This window comes from Aeromonas sp. FDAARGOS 1411 (assembly GCF_019047125.1).
Classification (GTDB): Bacteria; Pseudomonadota; Gammaproteobacteria; order Enterobacterales; family Aeromonadaceae; genus Aeromonas; species Aeromonas veronii.
Map to the genome: position 1 here is coordinate 550977 of NZ_CP077214.1, position 16839 is coordinate 567815.

The window sequence follows — 16839 nt, forward strand, 5'->3', positions numbered from 1 at the left end:
TGTCAGCGGGATGACAGTTTGATGGCAGCGGCAGCCAGTAGCTCCTGAGCGACCCTCCCCCGGTTTCCCTTTCCTGATGGGGGGATGGCCAGATAGCAAGGGAGGAGCCGGTTAACCGGCTCCCCCCTTGGTTGTCATGGTAATCGATTAACCGCGCCAGGCTGCGGTGAGGCGCACCAGCTCCACCAGGGTGGCGACCGATTTCTCCATGGATTGCAGCGGGATGAACTCGTGCTTGCCGTGGAAGTTGTGACCACCGGTAAAGATGTTGGGGCAGGGCAGGCCCATAAAGGAGAGGCGGGCGCCATCGGTACCGCCGCGAATGGGCTTGATTTTCGGCACCACGTCGGCGGCCTCCATGGCGGCCTTGGCCAGCTCGACGATATGCATGTGCGGCTCGATCTGGCTGCGCATGTTGCGATAGCTGTCGGTCAGGGTCAGCTCGATGCGGGCCTTGGGATATTCGGCCTGCAGGGCGGCCACCCGGCTCTGCATCTCGGCCTTGCGTGCGGCGAAATGTTCGTCGTCGAAGTCACGGATGATGTAGTGCAGGGTGCTCTCCTCCACGGTGCCGCTCATCTGGGCCAGATGGAAGAAGCCCTCATACCCGTCGGTACACTCCGGGGTCTCTTCGGCCGGCATGGCAGCGTGGAAGCGGGCGGCCAGGGTTTGGCTGTTGATCATGCTCCCCTTGGCGGTGCCGGGGTGGACGTTATTGCCGATAAAACGCACCGTGGCGCTGGCGGCGTTGAAGTTTTCATACTCCAGCTCGCCCAGTTCGCCGCCATCCACGGTATAGGCCCACTTGGCCGGGAATCTCTCCAGCGGGAACAGGTTGGCGCCGCGGCCGATCTCCTCATCCGGAGTAAAGCCGACCCAGATATCGCCACGTGGGATCTCGGGGTGGGCCTGCAGGTGGTCGATGGTGGTGAGGATCTCGGCGATACCCGCCTTGTCATCGGCGCCAAGCAGGGTGGTGCCGTCGGTGGTGATGAGATCCTGACCCAGGTAGTTTTTCAGGAAGCGGTAGTCACGGATGGCGAGCACCTCGTCACCCTTGCCAAGGCAGATGTCGCCGCCCTGATAGTTCTCGATGATTTGCGGTACTACGTGCTCTGCCTCGTAGTCGGCGGTGTCCATGTGGGCAATCAGGCCGATGGCGGGGGCGTCCGGCTGGTTGCCCGGCAGGCAGCCGGTGAGGTAGCCGTGCTCATCCAGAGTGACCCGGGTTAGCCCCAGCGCCTTCATCTCTTCTTGCAGGGCGCGGGCAAAGATCAGTTGTCCCTCGCTGCTGGGGCAGGCTGGATTGGTCTCATCGGAGCGGGTATGAAAAGTTACGTAACGCAGAAAACGCTCAAGCAGGGTATCCATTAGTCAGCCTCTAACCGATTGTGAGCGGTCATTGTGGCCAATCCGTGCGGGGCACTCATTGCGTCAGCGCAGGTTTTTCCCATTTTTTGACGCAAGGGAAGAGCGGCGAATGTGCGGCGCGCGGGGCAACTTCGGCGAGGGGATGCGCATAAATGTGGCATTTATTGCAATATTTAGGCGCTGGCGGTGGTGGCCAAATTCCCCTCAGCGACCGCACAGCAAGGCGTCAGCCCAATCATGGCGTTTTCACACACTTTTCAAGGGGAAACCGGGCTGTCGCATAACCTGCGCCATCCCAGAGCCCGCCTGCCCGCCAGCAAGATTTGATCGACTTATTAAAAGGGGATTTTGAACACTATTTTTTATTGTCACTGCCCGCGGTAAGTGTGTACACTCCGCGCCGATCCAAGGGTAACCCTGAAGCAGGCAGAGCCGCCAGAAACCCGACCGATCATACGCCTATAGGGCGAGGCACGCAGAAACGACAGACACTGCTGGGGAATGGTTTCTTTAATACCGGTTAGGCTCCGGTATCAGGGAGAACAACAGACTCTCATCCTTCATTTGACCGAGTGGGCCACCGGCTCATCATCTTCCCTTGTCATGGGCGGTCACTGACGGTGAGGTGGGCTGTGGTTGTTGTCGTCTATCAACACGCATGCGTGCTGGCGCCTTCGCTTCTCTTCCTTGGAACCCTCTCCTTCTGTCGGGATCGCTGCCGAATGATGAACTGACGGCGTGGCTGATGTCGTCTGTCATCAAAGTACCGCGGCGCTACGGCATAGTGGCACCGCATACCGTTGAGCTTGATGTAAAGCCACCAGCCCCACATCAAGACTCGTTACTTCCCCAAGATCCACCAGGCAGCCTCTGGCTTGCCGCGATGTGCAAAGCATTGGTTTGGGTGGCTGCGTCTCGTGATGGCAGCGCTCGCCGTACTCTGCACTAGATGGTCTGGATGTGATTGAGGGTAACGAAGGCGACTTTGGGTCGCTCATTTGCGAGGCATAGCCCATGACTAACTGGTCCAGCAAGGACTCCTTGAAGGTCTACAACGTTCCCTACTGGGGTGCGGGTTTTTTCAATATCAATGACGCCGGTCATGTGACCGTCGCCCCCGACAAATCACGCCCTGACGCGCATATCGTGCTCTCTGACGCCATCGAACAGTTGCGTCAGTCCGGGCTGACCACCCCCGTGTTGCTGCGCTTCCCCGACATTCTCAAGAGTCGGGTCGATGCGCTGTTCAACGCCTTTGGTCAGGCCATCGAGAAGTCAGGTTATGAAGGGGACTACCTCTGCGTTTATCCGATCAAGGTAAACCAGCAGCGTCGTGTCATCGAGACCATCAGCCAGTCCTACAGCGACAAGCCCCGGCTTGGCCTGGAAGCTGGTTCCAAACCGGAACTGCTGGCCGTGCTGTCCCATCACCATGAGCAAGGCTCGGTGATCGTCTGCAACGGTTACAAAGACCGCGAATATATCCGCCACGCCCTCTTGGGCAACCTGATGGGCCACAAGGTCTACATCGTGGTGGAGAAGCCCTCCGAACTGGAAATGGTGCTGGACGAGTCAGCTCGTCTCAACATCAAGCCCAACATCGGGGTGCGTGCCAAGCTCGCTTCCACCGGCTCCGGCATGTGGGAATCGAGTGGCGGCTCCATGTCCAAATTTGGTCTCTCCGCCTCCCAGATCCTGGCGCTGATCGAACGTCTGCGCGGGCTGGGCAAGCTGGATTGCCTGCAGTTGCTGCACTTCCATCTGGGCTCCCAGATCGCCAATATCCGCGACATTCAGGGCGGCATCCGCGAGTGCGGCCGTTTCTACGCTGAACTGCGTCGCCTCGGTGCCAACATCGAAGTCGTGGACGTCGGTGGTGGCCTGGGCGTGGACTACGAGGGAACCCGTTCCCAGAGCCACTGCTCCGCCAACTACAGCCTCTCCGAGTACGCCAATAACGTGGTATGGGGCATCGGTGATGTCTGCCGCGAGTTCGATCTGCCGCACCCGACCATCATCAGCGAGTCTGGCCGTGCCCTGACCGCCCACCACGCCGTGCTGGTCACCAATATCATTGGTGCCGAAGGGGTGGAGATGAACGACATCAGCGCGCCGGACGAAGATGCACCGACCATTCTGCAGAACATGTGGAAAGGCTGGCTGGATCTGCGCAGCGAAGATCCCTCCCTGCTGGAGATCTTCCATGACTCGGTGGCAGATCTGGGTGACGTGAATACCCAGTACACCATGGGCCTCTTGAACCTTGAACAGCGAGCCTGGGCCGAGATGCTGCACCAGAACACCTGTCTGGCGCTCAAAGAGATGCTCAACCCGGTCAATCGCAACCACCGTGCGCTGGCTGACGAACTGAGTGAAAAGCTGGCGGACAAGTGCTTTGCCAACTTCTCCCTGTTCCAGTCCCTGCCGGATGCCTGGGGTATCGGTCAGGTATTCCCGGTGATGCCGCTGGCTGGTCTCGATCGTCCGCTTAGCCGTCGCGGTATCCTGATGGATATCACCTGTGACTCCGACGGTCAGGTCGAGCACTATGTCGACGGTCTGGGGGTCGAGAGCACCCTGCCAATGCCGGTCTACGGCGAGAACGAAGAGTGCCACGTCGGCTTCTTCTTGGTCGGTGCCTATCAGGAGATCCTGGGGGATCTGCACAACCTGTTTGGTGACACCCACTGCGCGGAAGTGTGGCTGGACGAAGAGGGCAAGATGGACATTCGCAACGTGGTGCGTGGCGACACCGTCGACCAGCTGCTGCGTTACGTCAACATCGACCCGTCCGTGATCCGCGAGAACTACCAGCGGATCGCCGCTCACCCGGCGCTGGACGATGCCACTCGCAAAGCCCTGCTCGACGAGCTGGAGCTGGGCCTGCAAGGCTACGCCTATCTGGAAGACGAATAAGCCTTCTGTTTGCCCCTCGCTTTTGAGGGAAAATCAAAAACGGCGCCTGCGGGCGCCGTTTTTGTTACCGGGGGCCATCTGGCGATATGACGGTGCACTCGGTCCATGTTCATTTGGATAACCTATGATGGCTCGGGGCATCCGCAAGCCACAGATCTGGCTGATATCTGTCCCTTTCAGCCGCTTCCCTTGATCTACATCAAGCGTGAACCACGGTGGTTATTTTACGGTCAGAAGTGATGTTGATGGGATGTAACAAAAGGATGTGCATATGGAACTGAAAAGGGACCCGAGATGCTATACCGACGTCTGTATCGACGGTAAGTGGTATCACTACGACCACTGCAGCACCAACGTCTACATGCTGATGGGGGGCGCTGCGCCGAGCCTTCAGCTGGCCTATGAGCCGAGCAGCGAAGAGGAGCTGATCGAGATGCTCCAGCAGCTGGGACGCTTCTAAATCACCGAATTGATGTCTTGCCATATGGCCATCGGGCGCGTTGCCACGATGGCCACCACTCTTCACCGCTGTACCTTATCTCAGCGGTTTTTATTGCCCAATAACCCCTTGCCAATTTCCAGCATGGCGACGGCCGCGGCGTAGCTGCTATCGGACTTGCCTATCTCATCCGCTATATAGAGAAAATTGGATTGGTACTTCTCGACGGCCTCCCGTGGGCTGGTCGCGTCAATAAAGTCCTCCTCCACCTCGAATCCTTGGGTCAGCAGTGCCGCCTTTTCACTCAGAAAAGTCGGAGATGCCATGTCGATAAAAGTGTATTGCTGCCGATTGGACGCCGGAATGGTAAAAAACTGGTATCTGGCCATGGGTAAATCCTCGCTTGACGCGGGTGATAGATGACGTGACGCTGGGTTTAATCTGTGGCTCGCAGGCGGCTTCGTTTCCCTCGACGTCGCAGGCAGTGCGTGTCGGGAATGCCGCATTTTGTTTTCGTTCGAGACTACTTTGTTGGCATCTGCCCGGCAAGTGGGTCGCAGAGATTTTCTGGATTATCCGAGCAACCGAGATGTTGTTGGCAGGGGCGAGACCGGGATAATGCCGGGCTCACGTTGAGCCCGGCTTGTCAGCGCTCTGTTACAGCACGAAGCTCTGTACCATGGCGCGCAGCTGTTCGGTGAGCTGGTGGATCTGGCGGGCGGCATCGCGGGCGGCGTTGGCCACTTGCAGCGCCTCGTCGCTGCCATCCGAGATGCGCACCACGTTGCGTTCGATCTCGTTGACCACGGCGCCCTGTTGCTCGATGGCGCTGGCGATGATGGCGTTGGTATCGACCATCCGATCCACCTTCTCGGTGATGGTGCCGAAAGCGTGCTGAGCCTCCTGGGCCAGACCGACCCCCTCCTGCGCTTCGCGGCTGGCAGCCGACATGGCATTGACCGAGGCGCGGGCGCCGGATTGCAGCTGTTCAATCATCTGCTGGATCTCGACAGTGGCCCCCTGGGTGCGACTGGCCAGCGAGCGCACTTCATCGGCCACCACGGCGAAGCCGCGCCCCTGTTCACCCGCCCGGGCGGCCTCGATGGCGGCGTTGAGTGCCAGCAGGTTGGTCTGCTCGGCGATACCGCGTATCACGCTGATGACGCCGCCAATCTGGCTGCACTGCTGCTCCAGTTGACCAATGCTCTCGGCGGTGCGCAGTACTTCGCGGTTGATATGGTCGATCGCCTTGATGGTGCGATCGACCACGGCCTCGCCCTGACCCACCACCTGCTGGGCTTCCTGAGTCATGCGGGCAGCCTGCAGGGCGTTGCCTGCCATGTCTTGTGAAGTCGCAGCCAGCTCCTTGATGGCGGTGGCTACCTGATGGGTCTCCCCTTGCTGGGCGGCGATCACCTCCTGGGAGCGGCAGGTGCGATCCTCGATCTCGGTGGCGCTCTCCACCACGGTGACGCCGTTTTCCCGTACCCGCCGCATCAGGGTGCGCAGGGTCTCCAGGGTGACGTTGTAATCCCGGCTGATGGCGGCCAGCTCATCCTGACCGATGATCTCGATGTGCTGGCTGAGATCCTGGGCGTTGACCCGGGCGGCTATCTCCCGTACCCGGCCAACGGTGTCGCGCAGGGAGAGATAGGCGCCGATCATCAGGTAGATATAGAGCAACAGGATGGCGGTCAGTGGCGCCGTGACCCACCAGAAGTGGCGCTGGTTGGCTGCCATGCGTTGATGCAGGTCGGCTTCCAGCCGCTGGCGCACCTGGCCTGCCAGCTTGGTGATGGTGTTGTCGAGCCCATCTCCCAGCGCCAGCACCTCCTTCGTTGAGAGCTGCACCAGCTGATCCTTCATCATCTTGTTTTCCATGGTATCGACCCCCTGACGCACCTGTTGCAGCAGGGTATCGGTCTGCTGACCCAGCTCGGCGCGATAGGCGGGTTCAATCTGGTAGAGCAGTGTCAGATCGGCTTCCAGCTCCTGCAGGGTGGCGTTGATGAGGTCGAGGCGAAAGCGAAGGCCGCTGTACCCTTCCGCCTGAAACAGGCCGAAGTCGGCAATAGTGGCGGCGCGATCCCGCACCTGAGCCAGCAGGTCGCGCAGTTGCGGCAGCCGTTCGCTGGTGAGGATCACCATGTAATAGGTGCCGAGCGCCGGATCCTGGATCAGGCTGCTGGCGGCGGTGATGTTCTTGTAGAGGTGGCGCACTTCGGTCAGTAGCTTGTCGTGGCGCAGATTGCTTTGATCAACCTCCAGCTTGCTCCCTTCGCTCTGCAGGGTAGCCCACCCCTGTTTGAGGGCGTCGAAAGCGGGATTATCCTGACGGGTATCGGCAAAGGCACGCAGGCTATCGTCCACGGCTTGGGCGGCGGCTTTAACCTTATCCTCTCCCACCGGGTTCTGTTCGTAGGCGTGCTGGGTGACCAGATTGCGGTGGGTCAGCAGCGCCTGCTCGATGGCGGGCACGGGGGCCAGATTGATGACACCGGCCAGCTCTTTGCGTGCCTGTTCGTTGTCATCCTGCAGCCGTCCCAGCAGGTTGGCCATGCTGTAGGCAAGCGGCAGCAGCATCAGACAGGACCAGAGCAGAAATTTGTATTTGAAAGAGAGCTGGTTGCCCAGCCTGATAGCGGGGTTGAAAATCCATTTCATATGAGGCCTCGATACCCGAAAAGACGGGTGCATGCGGTTATGGCTGAATATTACTCCTCGCCGCAGTACTTCGGTCAGGGAGAGGGGGAAGTTGTGATCCCCTTGGCTTTTTGTTCTGTTGCCAGCGCAATACCAATGAAAACGGGCCACCCGAAGGTGACCCGTCTGTTGGCTGTCTGGTTATCTGGTTAATCAGTTGAACGCCAGGAAGGGCGAGACACAGAGCAGCAGGCCGGTGACGATGATGATGTAGAGGGAAGTGCCCTTGTACTTGTGCAGCGCCGGCACCTGATAGACCAGATAGGCCGGGATGAGGCAACCCACCATACCGAAGATGGGGCTGCAGATGGAGGTGAAGCTCAGCACCGGGGCGTTGAGCACGATGGCACCCCAGGAGAGCATGACGGTGAACACCATGATCCCTTTGCCCACCAATCCTTTGTTGATGCGGTTTTCCGGCAGCACCCGGCGCAGCAGGTTCATCGCCAGCCCCTGACAGGCTTCACGAAAGCCCAGATAGACGCCGAAGTAGGCGGTCATTACCGCAAAGATGTTGAGGGTCAGGCTCAGGAGCTTGAGGGTCTGGCCGGGCATCCCCTGCGCCACCATGGCCAGTGCAGAGATGTTCTCCTCGGAGGCTTTGACCGCCTGATCGTGGCCCATAGCCAGAGTGAAGGAGACCGCGTAGAAGAACACCACCACAAACAGGATGCCGAAGGCGATATTCATGGCGCGCATCGCCTTGAAGCGGGCCACCTCCAGCGATTTCTCCCGCGAGCGGTAGGAGATCACCATGGGGCTCAGGCTTTGGATAAAGAGGATGGAGGTGAGGGTGAAGGGCAGCATGATGATGGCATCCTTCATCCAGTCACCGGCGGCGGGCATGGCGGTGATGTTGGCCGCATCCCATTTGTCCACCATCATCAGGCCGAGCACGGCCACCACGCTGATCTTGGTCAGCACCATAAAGGTGGAGATCTTGAACAGCAGGTTTTCGCCGCGCGAGGCCAGCGCCACCAGACCGCAAATCAGCACCAGACCGTAGAGGGGATTTTCCGAGAGCAGGCCGTCGGTGACGCCGAAGCTCTGCAGGAAGGAGGCGCTGTCGTTGGTGATGGCGGTGGAGTAGACAAAGACCCAGATCACCAGCATCACGAAGTAGAGGGCGCCGAGCAGCACACCCCAGTTCTTGCCAAGGTAGCCGGTGATGACGCTGGGGTAATCCTTGCATTCGGGTGAGGTGGCCAGGGTATTGATAAAGAGGCGCTGGAACATATACATGGCCGGATAGCCTATTACTGCCGAGAGCAGAAAGACCCACAAGCCCATCAGCCCCACCTGCACCGGCAGGAAGACGATCCCCGCGCCGATGGCCATGCCGATGCTCATGATGATCCAGCCCCAGTCGGTGCTGTCGAAGCGAACCGCCTCTTTCCATTCCAGGGTGCCCATCATGGGGCCGTTGAGTGTGGTGCTATGCGCGTCCATTAGAACCTTCTTGTCGTTGTAAGGGTAAGAGCGGGCGCAAATATAGTTGAATAAATGCGTTGCAAACAATGCGTCCGCGCTCTCTTTTATTCAAATCAGGAGGGTGATCACGGTTTACTATGAGACCTAAAGATGCCTTTTTACGCCATTTTTCTATCTTTTTGTTGAATGGATAAACTAAAAAGCAAATAATGTTGAGCGAAAGCAGAGCTATAAATGCAAAAATAATTGCAATTACGGAGTGGGTAATATGAAAAAAATCATCACTGCGGCCTCGGCTCCCGACGCCATCGGACCTTACAGCCATGGCACTGCCTATGGCGACCTCATCTTTACCTCCGGCCAGCTGCCGGTGTGCAAACAGCAGGGCGGCGTGGTTGCCGGCGGTATTGAGGCACAGAGTCGTCAGGCACTTGAAAACCTGAAAGCGGTGCTGGAGGCGGGCGGCGGCTCGCTGGCGACAGTCCTCAAGACTACCTGCTATCTCGCCGAGATCAGCGATTTTGCCGCGTTTAACGAGGTTTACAAAGCCTATTTCCAGAAAGATTGTCCGGCGCGCAGCTGCTTCGCGGTGAAGGATCTGCCGATGGGCGTCAAGGTTGAAGTGGAAGCGATCGCCCATATCGCTCGGTAACGGATAGAGAAAGGTTCAATCAATGAAACAAGCGTGGCAGCAGTATCTGCAGATTATTCAACAGGTTGTCAAACCGGCGCTGGGCTGTACCGAGCCTATCGCCGCCGCTTATGCCGCCGCAGTTGCCGCCCGGCAACTGGGTTGCGCACCGCGTCGTATCGAGGTGGCGGTGTCGGATAATCTCTACAAGAACTCGATGGGTGTCTATGTGCCGGGTACCGGCAAGATTGGTCTGGCGATCGCCGCCGCCGCCGGCGCCCTCGGTGGCAATGCCGATGGCGGACTGGAGGTGCTGGCCGCCATCACCGCAGATCAGGTGGCCCGTGCCCAGGCCCTGATCGATGCCGGTGGCGTGCTGGTCAGCCGCACCGCGGCCCCCGAGTTTATCTTCTGCCGCGTGACTGTTTATGGCTCTGATGAAAACGGTGAAGAGCACAGCGCCGAAGTGACCCTGTGCGGTGGCCATACCCGTATCGTCGAGCAGCGTCGCGATGGCGAGGTGACCTTCACCGCCGATCAGAGCCAGGGCGGCGCCACCGGTTCCATCTGCGATGGCGTCGATATCAGCATCGCCGCCATCTACGAGTTCGCCACCCAGGTGGAGTTCGAGCAGATCCGGTTCATCCTCAAGGCCTCCGAGCTCAACGGCAAGCTCTCCGCCGAAGGGATGAACAACCCCTATGGTCTCGAGATCGGTCGTACCATGCAGCAGAACATCGATGCCGGCCTCATCGGCGAGGATGTGATGAACCGCATCGTGATGATGACGGCGGCTGCCTCCGATGCCCGCATGGGGGGAGCCACTCTGCCGGCGATGAGCAACTTTGGCAGCGGCAACCAGGGCATCGCGGCCACCATTCCGGTGATGGTGATTGCCGAGCGCTATGGCGCCAGTGAAGAACAGCTGGCTCGCGCTCTCATCATGAGCCATCTGGGCGCCATCTATATCAAGTCCCACTATCCGCCGCTGTCGGCCTTCTGCGGCAATACCGTGACCAGCGCGGCAGCCGCCATGGCCATGGTCTATCTCGCTGGCGGCAGCTTCGAGCAATCCTGCTTCGCCATCCAGAATGTGCTGAGCGACAGTGCCGGCATGGTGTGCGACGGGGCGAAGGCCTCCTGCGCCATGAAGGTGAGCACCTCCTCCGGCGCGGCGGTACGTGGCTTCCTGATGGCGCTCAACAGCCACTCGGTGTCGGGGCAGGGGATCGTTTCCGACAACGTGGATCAGACCATTCGCAACGTGGGTCAGATGGTGAAGGACGGCATGTCTGCCACAGACAGCACCATTATTGATATCATGTCCGCCTGAGTGTCCCTGTCGGCTGCTGCCCGGCGTCCATCGCCCGGCAGCAGCCCTTGCAAGAAGGTCCGAATGTGAAGCTGCAAGAGTTGAGTCAGAACGATTTCCAGATCCTCAAATCGATGGAGATCATCGTGGATGGTATCGCCGCCATGTATGGTCAGCACACCGAGGTGCTGCTCCACAGTCTGGATGTGCGCAACCCCTCGATCATCAAGATTGCCAACGGTCATATCACCGGCCGCAGCGTCGGCGCCCCCATCACCAACCTGGCGATGATCAAGCTCAAGAGCGGGCAGGATATCTCCAACCCCTACATGACCAAGTGTGCGACCGGCAAGACCCTGCGTTCGCTCACCACCGTCATTCGCAACGGGGAGCACAAGGCAATCGGACTGCTCTGCATCAACACCGACATGGATGCCCCGCTGCAATCCGTGTTGCGCGCCATGATGCCCGAGTGCATGCATGCCAGCGAGAACCACGCTACCCCCGAGGTGTTTGCCCGCAACATCGACGAAGCGCTCAACAGCACCATAGATACGGTCAGTGCCGAGGTGCGCGGTAATGAGGCTGTGCCGCCCTCCCAGAAGACCCGGGTTATCGTCAATCAGCTGCACGACATGGGGATCTTCGAGCTTAAAGACAGTGCCCAGATCGCCGCGCGCCAGCTCGGCATCTCGGTCCACTCCATCTACCGCTATCTGCGGGAGATCAAGAAGGGCTGAGCCGATACACTCTGGCCAAATTGGCAGCAAACGGGTCAGCCTTGACCCGTTTTTTACGCCCGCTTTAGCCTCTCTGTTTGGGCCATCCTTCGGGCTCATCTGCTATCATCGTCCCCTTTATTTTTCTATCTCTCTGAACGTGCTGGAGAAATCATGTCTCGACTCATCTATCTGCTGCGCCATGGCCAGACCCTTTTCAATGCCGAACAGCGTCTGCAGGGTCGCTGCAACTCCGATCTGACCGAGAAGGGGGAAGCGCAAGCTATTGCCATGGGATTGCGGCTACGAGACGAGCTGGCCGATCCGGCACGCTGGACCGTCTACGCCAGCCCGCTCGGGCGCGCCCGTCAGACCGCCCTGCTGGTGTGCGAGCAGTTGGGACTGACGGCAGATCGCATCGTCTGGGACGATCGCTTGATGGAGCTGGGGATGGGGGAGTGGGAGAGTTGCCAGATCCCGGCGCTGCGTCTTGCCCACCCCGAGCTCGATACCGGCAAAGGGGACTGGTATCTGCAGGCACCGGGGGCCGAGAGCTTCGAGAACATTCAGCGCCGGGCACACCAGTGGTTGCATGATCCCGCCATCGCCGAGCGGGCCATCGTTATCTCCCACGGTCTGCTCGGAGCCATGTTGCGTGGCGTCTATGCCGATCTCGACTATGAGGCGATCTGGTCACAGGAGTTGCCCCAAGATGCCTTCTATAAGCTGCAGGATGGCCACATCACCCGCATTGCCTGCTAGTTGCCGTGAGGTGGCACCATGGCATGGACCATGATGGCCACCTTCGGATGCCCATTTTTGCCGCAGTTCAACACATCAGAGCACCTTATCGCGGCAAGATGAGGTATCTTATGCCCCGATTTCATCCATTAAACGGATCCGAGACCCCATATGATCATCAAACCAAAGGTTCGCGGCTTTATCTGCACCACCACTCATCCGGTCGGTTGTGAAGCCAATGTTCGTCGCCAGATCGCTTATACCAAGGCCAAGGGCACCATCGAGAATGGTCCCAAGAAGGTGCTGGTGATCGGCGCTTCCACCGGTTATGGCCTGGCCTCCCGGATTGCGGCTGCCTTCGGTAGCGGCGCCGCCACCCTCGGCGTCTTCTTTGAAAAAGCGGGCACCGAGTCCAAGACCGGTACCGCTGGCTGGTACAACTCTGCCGCCTTCGACAAGGCAGCCAAAGAGGCGGGCCTCTACGCCAAGAGCGTCAACGGCGATGCCTTCTCCAACGAGTGCCGCGCCAAGGTGATTGAGCTTATCAAGCAGGATCTGGGTCAAATCGATCTGGTTGTCTACTCCCTGGCCTCTCCGGTGCGCAAGATGCCGGAAACCGGCGAAGTGGTGCGCTCTGCCCTCAAACCGATCGGTGAGGTCTACACCACCACCGCCATCGATACCAACAAGGATCAGATCATCACCGCCACCGTCGAGCCGGCGAACGAGGAAGAGATCCAGAACACCATCACCGTCATGGGCGGTCAGGATTGGGAGCTGTGGATGGCTGCCCTGCGTGATGCCGGCGTGCTGGCTGACGGCGCCAAGTCCGTGGCCTACTCCTACATCGGTACCGATCTGACCTGGCCAATCTACTGGCATGGCACTCTGGGCCGCGCCAAGGAAGATCTGGACCGCGCCGCCGCCGCCATCCGTGGCGATCTGGCAGCCAAGGGCGGCACCGCTCACGTGGCCGTGCTCAAATCCGTGGTGACCCAGGCTTCTTCCGCCATTCCGGTGATGCCGCTCTATATCTCCATGGCCTTCAAGATCATGAAGGAGAAGGGCATTCACGAGGGTTGCATGGAGCAGGTAGATCGCATGATGCGCACCCGTCTCTACGCGTCCGACATGGCTCTGGACGAGCAGGCTCGCATCCGCATGGATGACTGGGAACTGCGTGAAGATGTGCAGCAGACCTGCCGCGACCTGTGGCCATCCATCACCAGCGAAAACCTCTCCGAATTGACCGATTACACCGGCTACAAGCAGGAGTTCCTGCGCCTGTTCGGTTTCGGTCTGGATGAGGTCGATTACGATGCGGATGTAAATCCGGACGTGAAATTCGACGTGGTCGAGCTCTGAGTCTGACTCAAGTGAAAACGGGGCCCCGCGGGGCCCTGTTTTTTTGGCAAAAATTCCGCTAGTTTGCGGAATTTTATTATCAGCGATCACCTTTTTCCCATATCAAACCCGCTAGTCTTGCGCTGATCGGATCACAGACGGCATTGCCGAGGTACGGAAGCTATGACCACTCCAAACGAGGCGCCCAAGAAGCGCCAACTCCCCACTGTCTATACCCTGCTTTTCATCATCATCGCCCTGATGGCCGCCCTGACCTGGGTGCTGCCAGCGGGCAAATATGACTATGTCACCGCCAAGACCCAGCAGCCGGTTGCGGCTGCGGCCGTGGCCGATTACAGCGGCGACGAGCGGCTGTTGCCGGTGCCCGGCAGCTACACCGAGCTGCCCTCTCATCCGCAGGGGGTATTCGATGTGCTGAAGGCCCCCATTCAGGGCTTCCACAAGGCGGCCGACGTAGCACTGTTCGTGCTCATCATCGGTGGTTTTCTCGCGGTGACCATGCAAAGCGGTGCGCTCGATGCCGGGGTGGGGGCCATAGTGCGCGGCTTTGCCGGCCGTGAGCGGCTGCTTATCCCGGTGCTGATCGCCCTGTTTGCCCTCGGCGGCTCCACCTTCGGCATGGCAGAGGAGACGGTGGCCTTCTGGGCACTCATCGTGCCGGTGATGATGGCGGCGGGCTTTGATCGCATGGTGGCGGCAGGGATCATCCTGCTTGGCTCCGGGGTCGGGGTGCTCGCCTCCACCGTCAACCCATTTGCCACCGGTATCGCCTCAGGCTTTGCCGGTATTCCCATCGGTGAGGGGATTGGCCTTAGGGTTGTGCAGTGGCTGCTGCTGGTGATCTTCGCCTCCTGGTTCGTGATGCGCTACGCCAAGCAGGTGCAGCAGGACAAGTCCCGCTCCGTGCTGGCCGACATCGCCTATGACGACGAGTTCTCCCAGATGAAGAGCGGCAACCTCGCCTTTACCGGCAAGCAGAAGCTCACCATGCTGGTTTTCTTCGGCACCTTCCTGCTGATGATTTATGCGGTGGTGCCCTGGTCGGACTTGGGGATCGACGTGCTGCCCACCTTTGGCTGGTGGTTTGACGAGCTCTCCACCCTGTTCTTCAGCGCCTCCATCCTGATCGCGCTGATCAACCGGATGCCGGAGTCCAACTATGTGGCGACCTTCCTGAGCGGCGCTCGGGATCTCATTGGGGTAGCGCTGGTGGTGGCGGTGGCGCGCGGCATCTATGTGGTGATGGAGCATGGCGTCATCATCGACACCATTTTGCACTGGGCCGAGGGGCTGGTGAGCGGACTCTCCTCGTCGGTATTCATCCTGATGGCCTATCTGGTGCACATCATCCTGAGCTTCTTCATCCCCTCCACCTCGGGGCTGGCGACTGTCTCCATGCCGCTGATGGGGCCGCTGGCTGACTTCTCCGGCATCTCGCGGGATCTGGTGATCACGGCCTATCAGTCCGCCTCCGGCTGGATCAACCTGTTTGCCCCCACAGCTGCCCATCTGGTGGCTGGTCTGGCGCTCGCCAAGATCCCCTACGATCGCTTCGTGCGTTGGGTGCTGCCCTTTATCATCGGGGTGGCTCTCATTACCATGGCGGTACTGGTGGCCGGTGCCCTGCTGCACGGCTGATGGTGCGGATAGAAAACGACAGACAACAAAAAGGCTCCCGCGGGAGCCTTTTTCATGAGCCTTGCTTACTGCTTGTAGCCCTTGAGGAAACGGGCGAGGCGGCCGATGGCATCCTCCAGCTCCTCTTCCCGGGGTAGGAACACCAGCCGGAAGTGATCCGGCGCCGGCCAGTTGAAGCCGGTGCCTTGCACCAGCAGCAGCTTCTCCTGCTGCAGCAGGTCGAACACCATCTTCTGATCGTCGCGGATGTCATACACCTTGGGGTCGAGGCGCGGGAACATGTAGAGCGCCCCCTTGGGTTTGACGCAGGAGACCCCGGGGATCTCGTTCAAGAGTTCCCACGCTTTGTCCCGCTGCTTGCGCAGGCGGCCGCCCGGCAGGATCAGCTCGTTGATGCTCTGGTAGCCGCCAAGCGCAGTCTGGATGGCGTGCTGCATCGGCACGTTGGCACACAGCCGCATGGAGGCCAGCATCTCCAGCCCTTCAATGTAACCGCGGGCACGGCCCTTGGGACCGGTGATGACCATCCAGCCCTGACGGAAGCCGCAGGCACGGTAGGCCTTGGAGAGGCCGTTGAAGGTCACCACCATCACATCGTCACACAGAGTGCAGACGCTGGTGTGGGAGATATCGTCGTAGAGGATCTTGTCGTAGATCTCGTCGGCGAAAATGATGAGGTTGTGCTGGCGGGCGATCTCGATCACTTCCAGCAGGAACTCGCTGCCGTAGACGGCACCGGTCGGATTGTTGGGGTTGATCAGCACCAGGCCGCGGGTGCGCGGGGTGATGCGGGCGCGGATGTCGTCGAGATCCGGATACCAGTCAGCCCCTTCGTCGCAGCGATAGTGCACCGCATGGCCACCGGAGAGAGTGACGGCGGCGGTCCAGAGCGGATAGTCAGGGGAGGGTACCAGCATCTCGTCGCCATTGTTGAGCAGCGCCTGCATCGCCATCACGATCAGCTCGCTGGCGCCATTGCCGATGTAGATGTCGTCGATATCGACCTTGCGCATCCCTTTTTGCTGGTAGTACTGCATCACCGCTTTACGGGCAGAGAAGAGCCCCTTGGAGTCGCAGTAGCCCTGGCTCAGCGGCATGTTGAGGATGACATCCTTGATGATCTCTTCCGGCGCATCAAAGCCGAACGGGGCCGGGTTGCCGATGTTGAGCTTGAGAATGCGGTGGCCTTCGTCTTCGAGACGGCGAGCCTCTTTATGCACCGGGCCGCGGATGTCATAGCAGACATCGTCGAGCTTGTGCGACTTGTCGATTGTGAACATGGTGAGTGTGATTCCTTCCCCACAGGGACGCGTTGGCGAAAAAGGCGATTTTTAGTATCAAATTTCTTTTCCCCTATTCTTCACAGAATTGAATGCTATAACAATCCTCTTTTTAGAAGAATTCCCTGATTTTTAGCCCTAAAACAGGGTTGCTATAACGTTAAATTCAGCACGATCTTTGGTGCTAACCAAGGTTAACTAGTGAAACATGGGGAACGAATTAACAAAGCTGCCTGACTGTGTTGCAATATCCGGATCCTGTGGCACGATTGGCTTGTGTAAAAAATCGTCTT

The 16839-nt window shown here is 59.3% G+C and carries 13 protein-coding genes; 8 read left to right on the plus strand and 5 right to left on the minus strand.

Annotated features, from left to right (window positions below):
* Window positions 1-147 precede the first annotated feature (147 nt).
* Window positions 148-1371 carry a peptidase T gene (gene pepT, locus I6L41_RS02475; RefSeq protein ID WP_216961791.1) on the minus strand — a complete coding sequence of 408 codons (1224 nt, stop codon included), beginning with the start codon at window positions 1369-1371 and terminating at the stop codon, window positions 148-150.
* A 1014-nt stretch (window positions 1372-2385) separates the two neighbouring features.
* Between pepT and speA the strand changes: the two genes are divergently transcribed.
* Both speA and I6L41_RS02485 read left to right on the plus strand, forming a co-directional pair.
* The gene (speA, locus tag I6L41_RS02480) at window positions 2386-4287 is read left to right on the plus strand and encodes a biosynthetic arginine decarboxylase (RefSeq protein ID WP_005344160.1); all 1902 of its coding nucleotides are present in this window, start codon (window positions 2386-2388) and stop codon (window positions 4285-4287) included.
* A gap of 271 nt (window positions 4288-4558) precedes the next feature.
* The gene (locus I6L41_RS02485) at window positions 4559-4747 is read left to right on the plus strand and encodes a hypothetical protein (protein WP_005334402.1); all 189 of its coding nucleotides are present in this window, start codon (window positions 4559-4561) and stop codon (window positions 4745-4747) included.
* Window positions 4748-4827: 80 nt separating this feature from the next.
* On the opposite strand, the gene I6L41_RS02490 is transcribed toward I6L41_RS02485, so the two are convergent.
* From I6L41_RS02490 to I6L41_RS02500, 3 genes are all read right to left on the minus strand, one after another.
* Window positions 4828-5115, minus strand: coding sequence for a hypothetical protein (locus I6L41_RS02490; RefSeq protein ID WP_107685105.1), 288 nt, complete (start codon window positions 5113-5115; stop codon window positions 4828-4830).
* A gap of 268 nt (window positions 5116-5383) precedes the next feature.
* The gene (locus tag I6L41_RS02495) at window positions 5384-7390 is read right to left on the minus strand and encodes a methyl-accepting chemotaxis protein (RefSeq protein WP_216961796.1); all 2007 of its coding nucleotides are present in this window, start codon (window positions 7388-7390) and stop codon (window positions 5384-5386) included.
* Between the two features lie 192 nt (window positions 7391-7582).
* A complete protein-coding gene (locus I6L41_RS02500) occupies window positions 7583-8878 on the minus strand; it encodes an amino acid permease (RefSeq protein WP_042031340.1) in 1296 nt (431 codons plus the stop codon).
* Between the two features lie 250 nt (window positions 8879-9128).
* Between I6L41_RS02500 and I6L41_RS02505 the strand changes: the two genes are divergently transcribed.
* The 6 genes from I6L41_RS02505 to I6L41_RS02530 all read left to right on the plus strand — a co-directional run bounded on the left by I6L41_RS02505 (window position 9129) and on the right by I6L41_RS02530 (window position 15266).
* Window positions 9129-9512, plus strand: coding sequence for a Rid family detoxifying hydrolase (locus tag I6L41_RS02505; protein WP_203975567.1), 384 nt, complete (start codon window positions 9129-9131; stop codon window positions 9510-9512).
* 22 nt (window positions 9513-9534) lie between these two features.
* Window positions 9535-10824 (plus strand): serine dehydratase subunit alpha family protein, encoded by a 1290-nt coding sequence (locus tag I6L41_RS02510; protein WP_216961799.1) that lies wholly within the window; start codon window positions 9535-9537, stop codon window positions 10822-10824.
* 65 nt (window positions 10825-10889) lie between these two features.
* Window positions 10890-11543, plus strand: coding sequence for a transcriptional regulator (locus I6L41_RS02515; protein ID WP_033115023.1), 654 nt, complete (start codon window positions 10890-10892; stop codon window positions 11541-11543).
* A gap of 153 nt (window positions 11544-11696) precedes the next feature.
* Entirely contained in the window at window positions 11697-12284 is a 588-nt protein-coding gene (locus tag I6L41_RS02520) for a histidine phosphatase family protein (RefSeq protein WP_216961803.1), read from the plus strand.
* A gap of 150 nt (window positions 12285-12434) precedes the next feature.
* The gene (gene fabV / locus I6L41_RS02525; protein ID WP_005353312.1) at window positions 12435-13628 is read left to right on the plus strand and encodes an enoyl-ACP reductase FabV; all 1194 of its coding nucleotides are present in this window, start codon (window positions 12435-12437) and stop codon (window positions 13626-13628) included.
* Window positions 13629-13790: 162 nt separating this feature from the next.
* Window positions 13791-15266, plus strand: coding sequence for a YfcC family protein (locus I6L41_RS02530; RefSeq protein ID WP_216961805.1), 1476 nt, complete (start codon window positions 13791-13793; stop codon window positions 15264-15266).
* Window positions 15267-15331: 65 nt separating this feature from the next.
* On the opposite strand, the gene I6L41_RS02535 is transcribed toward I6L41_RS02530, so the two are convergent.
* Complete coding sequence (locus I6L41_RS02535; RefSeq protein ID WP_005334367.1) at window positions 15332-16546, minus strand: pyridoxal phosphate-dependent aminotransferase; 1215 nt, start codon at window positions 16544-16546, stop codon at window positions 15332-15334.
* Window positions 16547-16839 lie beyond the last annotated feature (293 nt).

Coding starts and splice junctions, on each gene's coding strand:
- pepT (WP_216961791.1), bottom strand. CDS start 1,371: ATGGATACCCTGCTTGAGCGTTTTCTGCGTTACGTAACTTTTCATACC.
- speA (WP_005344160.1), top strand. CDS start 2,386: ATGACTAACTGGTCCAGCAAGGACTCCTTGAAGGTCTACAACGTTCCC.
- I6L41_RS02485 (WP_005334402.1), top strand. CDS start 4,559: ATGGAACTGAAAAGGGACCCGAGATGCTATACCGACGTCTGTATCGAC.
- I6L41_RS02490 (WP_107685105.1), bottom strand. CDS start 5,115: ATGGCCAGATACCAGTTTTTTACCATTCCGGCGTCCAATCGGCAGCAA.
- I6L41_RS02495 (WP_216961796.1), bottom strand. CDS start 7,390: ATGAAATGGATTTTCAACCCCGCTATCAGGCTGGGCAACCAGCTCTCT.
- I6L41_RS02500 (WP_042031340.1), bottom strand. CDS start 8,878: ATGGACGCGCATAGCACCACACTCAACGGCCCCATGATGGGCACCCTG.
- I6L41_RS02505 (WP_203975567.1), top strand. CDS start 9,129: ATGAAAAAAATCATCACTGCGGCCTCGGCTCCCGACGCCATCGGACCT.
- I6L41_RS02510 (WP_216961799.1), top strand. CDS start 9,535: ATGAAACAAGCGTGGCAGCAGTATCTGCAGATTATTCAACAGGTTGTC.
- I6L41_RS02520 (WP_216961803.1), top strand. CDS start 11,697: ATGTCTCGACTCATCTATCTGCTGCGCCATGGCCAGACCCTTTTCAAT.
- fabV (WP_005353312.1), top strand. CDS start 12,435: ATGATCATCAAACCAAAGGTTCGCGGCTTTATCTGCACCACCACTCAT.
- I6L41_RS02530 (WP_216961805.1), top strand. CDS start 13,791: ATGACCACTCCAAACGAGGCGCCCAAGAAGCGCCAACTCCCCACTGTC.
- I6L41_RS02535 (WP_005334367.1), bottom strand. CDS start 16,546: ATGTTCACAATCGACAAGTCGCACAAGCTCGACGATGTCTGCTATGAC.